The sequence below is a fragment of the Streptococcus sp. E24BD genome, from assembly GCF_041807825.1.
GTDB lineage: Bacteria > Bacillota > Bacilli > Lactobacillales > Streptococcaceae > Streptococcus > Streptococcus entericus.
This window is the reverse complement of record NZ_JBGTZB010000063.1, coordinates 1-5,327: the sequence shown is the minus strand read 5'-3', so window position 1 is coordinate 5,327 and position 5,327 is coordinate 1. Positions and strand designations below refer to the sequence as shown.

The following is a 5,327-nucleotide window of genomic DNA, read 5'->3' as shown; positions in this document are numbered from 1 at the left end:
GCTAAGCAACTACCATATCTCACAGGGGGCAACCCCCAACTACTTCAGGCGTTCTAGGGCTTAACTACTGTGTTCGGCATGGGTACAGGTGTATCTCCTAGGCTATCGTCACTTAACTCTCGAATGATTAAAATAAACCACTCACAATTGAATACCTACTCATTGTAACAAACTAAACCACGCTTGTCAATATCTAATTAGACTTCGGATAAGTCCTCGGACGATTAGTATTGGTCCGCTTCATGCCTCGCAGCACTTCCACTCCCAACCTATCTACCTCATCTTCTCTAAGGGTCCTTACTGATACTATAATCATGGGAAATCTCATCTTGAGGTGGGTTTCACACTTAGATGCTTTCAGCGTTTATCCCGTCCATACATAGCTACCCAGCGATGCCCTTGGCAGGACAACTGGTACACCAGCGGTATGTCCACTCTGGTCCTCTCGTACTAGGAGCAGAGCCTCTCAAATTTCCTACGCCCGCGACGGATAGGGACCGAACTGTCTCACGACGTTCTGAACCCAGCTCGCGTGCCGCTTTAATGGGCGAACAGCCCAACCCTTGGGACCGACTACAGCCCCAGGATGCGACGAGCCGACATCGAGGTGCCAAACCTCCCCGTCGATGTGAACTCTTGGGGGAGATAAGCCTGTTATCCCCAGGGTAGCTTTTATCCGTTGAGCGATGGCCCTTCCATACGGAACCACCGGATCACTAAGCCCGACTTTCGTCCCTGCTCGAGTTGTAGCTCTCGCAGTCAAGCTCCCTTATACCTTTACACTCTACGATTGATTTCCAACCAATCTGAGGGAACCTTTGGGCGCCTCCGTTACCTTTTAGGAGGCGACCGCCCCAGTCAAACTGCCCGTCAGACACTGTCTCCGATAGGGTTAACCTATCCGGGTTAGAGTAGCCATAACACAAGGGTAGTATCCCAACAGCGCCTCCATCGAAACTGGCGTCCCGATCTCATAGGCTCCTACCTATCCTGTACATGTGGTACAGATACTCAATATCAAACTGCAGTAAAGCTCCATGGGGTCTTTCCGTCCTGTCGCGGGTAACCTGCATCTTCACAGGTACTAAAATTTCACCGAGTCTCTCGTTGAGACAGTGCCCAAATCATTACGCCTTTCGTGCGGGTCGGAACTTACCCGACAAGGAATTTCGCTACCTTAGGACCGTTATAGTTACGGCCGCCGTTTACTGGGGCTTCAATTCAGATCTTCGCTTACGCTAAACCCTCCTCTTAACCTTCCAGCACCGGGCAGGCGTCACCCCCTATACTTCATCTTACGATTTCGCAGAGAGCTGTGTTTTTGATAAACAGTTGCTTGGGCCTATTCACTGCGGCTCAGTCTAGCTGAGCGCCCCTTCTCCCGAAGTTACGGGGCCATTTTGCCGAGTTCCTTAACGAGAGTTCTCTCGCTCACCTGAGGCTACTCGCCTCGACTACCTGTGTCGGTTTGCGGTACGGGTAGAGTATGATACATCGCTAGAAGCTTTTCTTGGCAGTGTGACGTCACTAACTTCGCTACTAAACTTCGCTCCCCATCACAGCTCAACCTTATAGGTACAAACATTTAACTCATACCAAGCCTCACTGCTTAGACAGGCACTTCCAGTCGCCTGCTTTAGTTAGCCTACTGCGTCCCTCCATCACTTCATACTCTAGTACAGGAATATCAACCTGTTGGCCATCGGATACACGTTTACGTCTCTCCTTAGGTCCCGACTAACCCAGGGCGGACGAGCCTTCCCCTGGAAACCTTAGTCTTACGGTGGATGGGATTCTCACCCATCTTTCGCTACTCATACCGGCATTCTCACTTCTATACGCTCCAGCACTCCTCACGGTATGCCTTCGCCGCATATAGAACGCTCTCCTACCATACTACTATTGTAGTATCCACAGCTTCGGTAATGTGTTTTAGCCCCGGTACATTTTCGGCGCAGGGTCACTCGACTAGTGAGCTATTACGCACTCTTTGAATGAATAGCTGCTTCTAAGCTAACATCCTAGTTGTCTGTGCAACCCCACATCCTTTTCCACTTAACACATATTTTGGGACCTTAGCTGGTGGTCTGGGCTGTTTCCCTTTCGACTACGGATCTTAGCACTCGCAGTCTGACTGCCGACCATAATTACTTGGCATTCGGAGTTTATCTGAAATCAGTAAACCGAGATGGCCCCCTCATCCAAACAGTGCTCTACCTCCAAGAATCTCAATGTCGACGCTAGCCCTAAAGCTATTTCGGAGAGAACCAGCTATCTCCAAGTTCGTTTGGAATTTCTCCGCTACCCACAAGTCATCCAAGCACTTTTCAACGTGCCCTGGTTCGGTCCTCCAGTGCGTCTTACCGCACCTTCAACCTGCTCATGGGTAGGTCACATGGTTTCGGGTCTACGTCATGATACTAATGCGCCCTATTAAGACTCGGTTTCCCTACGGCTCCGCTTCTACCACTTAACCTCGCATCATAACGTAACTCGCCGGTTCATTCTACAAAAGGCACGCTCTCACCCATTAACGGGCTCGAACTTGTTGTAGGCACACGGTTTCAGGTTCTATTTCACTCCCCTTCCGGGGTGCTTTTCACCTTTCCCTCACGGTACTGGTTCACTATCGGTCACTAGGGAGTATTTAGGGTTGGGAGATGGTCCTCCCAGATTCCGACGAGATTTCGCGTGTCTCGCCGTACTCAGGATACTGCTAGGTATAAAGACTATTTCAAATACGAGGCTCTCACTCTCTTTGGCTGACCTTCCCATGTCATTCTTCTATACTCTTTAAGTCCACAACGCAGTCCTACAACCCCAGAGAGTAAACTCTCTGGTTTGCCCTCCTGCCCGTTCGCTCGCCGCTACTAAGGCAATCGCTTTTGCTTTCTCTTCCTGCAGCTACTTAGATGTTTCAGTTCACTGCGTCTTCCCTCCAAGCTCCTTAACAGAACTGGATACTAACCATCAAGTTAGTGGGTTCCCCCATTCGGACATCTCTGGATCAGCGCTTACTTACAGCTCCCCAAAGCATTTCGTTGTTAGTCACGTCCTTCTTCGGCTCCTAGTGCCAAGGCATCCACCGTGCGCCCTTATTAACTTAACCTTTAAAATTAAATTTGTTCTCTACAGCGTTTCGGTTTATTTCTTGTTACTATTTCATTTATCTTTTTTAATAAATGGAATTTGATATAGATATTCAATTGTCAATGGTCCCTAGGATAGTTCCCTATCCTATGGAGCCTAGCGGGATCGAACCGCTGACCTCCTGCGTGCAAAGCAGGCGCTCTCCCAGCTGAGCTAAGGCCCCGTACATATAGTATGTACTATTAACGTTATTTAATTCTTTTCAATATGATATCGAGTGGTATCCGCTGGTCCCTGTCGTGCGCTAACGCTTCGACAAAGCTTCAACCTGAAGGTTTCGCTTAGCTGAGCTAAGACCCCACATACGTTGTATGAGTTTACAACCCTTCAGAACTAAACAAGACAAACGCAAGTATCCTTTTCCTTAGAAAGGAGGTGATCCAGCCGCACCTTCCGATACGGCTACCTTGTTACGACTTCACCCCAATCATCTATCCCACCTTAGGCGGCTGGCTCCAAACGGTTACCTCACCGACTTCGGGTGTTACAAACTCTCGTGGTGTGACGGGCGGTGTGTACAAGGCCCGGGAACGTATTCACCGCGGCGTGCTGATCCGCGATTACTAGCGATTCCGACTTCATGTAGGCGAGTTGCAGCCTACAATCCGAACTGAGATCGGCTTTAAGAGATTTGCTTGTCGTCACCGACTTGCGACTCGTTGTACCGACCATTGTAGCACGTGTGTAGCCCAGGTCATAAGGGGCATGATGATTTGACGTCATCCCCACCTTCCTCCGGTTTGTTACCGGCAGTCTCGCTAGAGTGCCCAACTGAATGATGGCAACTAACAATAGGGGTTGCGCTCGTTGCGGGACTTAACCCAACATCTCACGACACGAGCTGACGACAACCATGCACCACCTGTCTCCTCTGTCCCGAAGGAAAATCCTATCTCTAGGACGGTCAGAGGGATGTCAAGACCTGGTAAGGTTCTTCGCGTTGCTTCGAATTAAACCACATGCTCCACCGCTTGTGCGGGCCCCCGTCAATTCCTTTGAGTTTCAGCCTTGCGGCCGTACTCCCCAGGCGGAGTGCTTATCGCGTTAGCTTCGATACTAAGCCCCGGATAGGGCCTAACATCTAGCACTCATCGTTTACGGCGTGGACTACCAGGGTATCTAATCCTGTTCGCTACCCACGCTTTCGAGCCTCAGTGTCAGTTACAGACCAGAGAGCCGCTTTCGCCACCGGTGTTCCTCCATATATCTACGCATTTCACCGCTACACATGGAATTCCACTCTCCCCTTCTGCACTCAAGTTAAACAGTTTCCAAAGCATACAATGGTTGAGCCACTGCCTTTTACTTCAGACTTATCTAACCACCTGCGCTCGCTTTACGCCCAATAAATCCGGACAACGCTCGGGACCTACGTATTACCGCGGCTGCTGGCACGTAGTTAGCCGTCCCTTTCTGGTAAGATACCGTCACTTAATGGATTTTCCACTCCCACTAACGTTCTTCTCTTACAACAGAGCTTTACGATCCGAAAACCTTCTTCACTCACGCGGCGTTGCTCGGTCAGGGTTGCCCCCATTGCCGAAGATTCCCTACTGCTGCCTCCCGTAGGAGTCTGGGCCGTGTCTCAGTCCCAGTGTGGCCGATCACCCTCTCAGGTCGGCTATGTATCGATGCCTAGGTAGGCCGTTACCCTACCTACTAGCTAATACAACGCAGGTCCATCTGATAGTGAAGCAGTTGCTCCTTTCAAACTTTTCTCATGCGAGAATAGTTGTTATGCGGTATTAGCTATCGTTTCCAATAGTTATCCCCCGCTATCAGGCAGGTTACCTACGCGTTACTCACCCGTTCGCGACTCAGTCAACTCGATGGAGCAAGCTCCGGTGATTTGACTGCGTTCCACTTGCATGTATTAGGCACGCCGCCAGCGTTCGTCCTGAGCCAGGATCAAACTCTCATATATATAAAAGTTGATTTGTCTCAGTCATTACTGACTTTTTCCGTTTATTGACGGGATTAAACATCTCATCTAATCCCAACTTGGTTCGTCTTGTTCAGTTCTCAAGGGTCATGCGTTGTCTCCTAAGAGACAACTCCTATATTCTATCAAATCTAAGATAAACTGTCAACTACTTTTTTAAACTTTTTTAAAAGTTTTTTTCGTCCGCTCTCTCAGACTCATGCTCTCTTTCGAGAACTGTTATATCTTATCACAT

At 49.4% G+C, this 5,327-nt stretch carries 1 tRNA gene and 3 rRNA genes; all 4 read right to left on the bottom strand.

Annotated elements, in window-relative coordinates:
- A 5S ribosomal RNA gene (gene rrf / locus ACERC5_RS09895) occupies window positions 1-116 on the bottom strand.
- Window positions 117-204: 88 nt separating this feature from the next.
- Window positions 205-3,109 (bottom strand): 23S ribosomal RNA (locus tag ACERC5_RS09890).
- 131 nt (window positions 3,110-3,240) lie between these two features.
- Window positions 3,241-3,313: transfer RNA gene (locus ACERC5_RS09885), tRNA-Ala, on the bottom strand.
- A gap of 205 nt (window positions 3,314-3,518) precedes the next feature.
- Window positions 3,519-5,074 (bottom strand): 16S ribosomal RNA (locus ACERC5_RS09880).
- Together the 16S, 23S and 5S rRNA genes with 1 tRNA gene alongside form the textbook arrangement of a ribosomal RNA operon.
- Window positions 5,075-5,327: the final 253 nt, after the last annotated feature.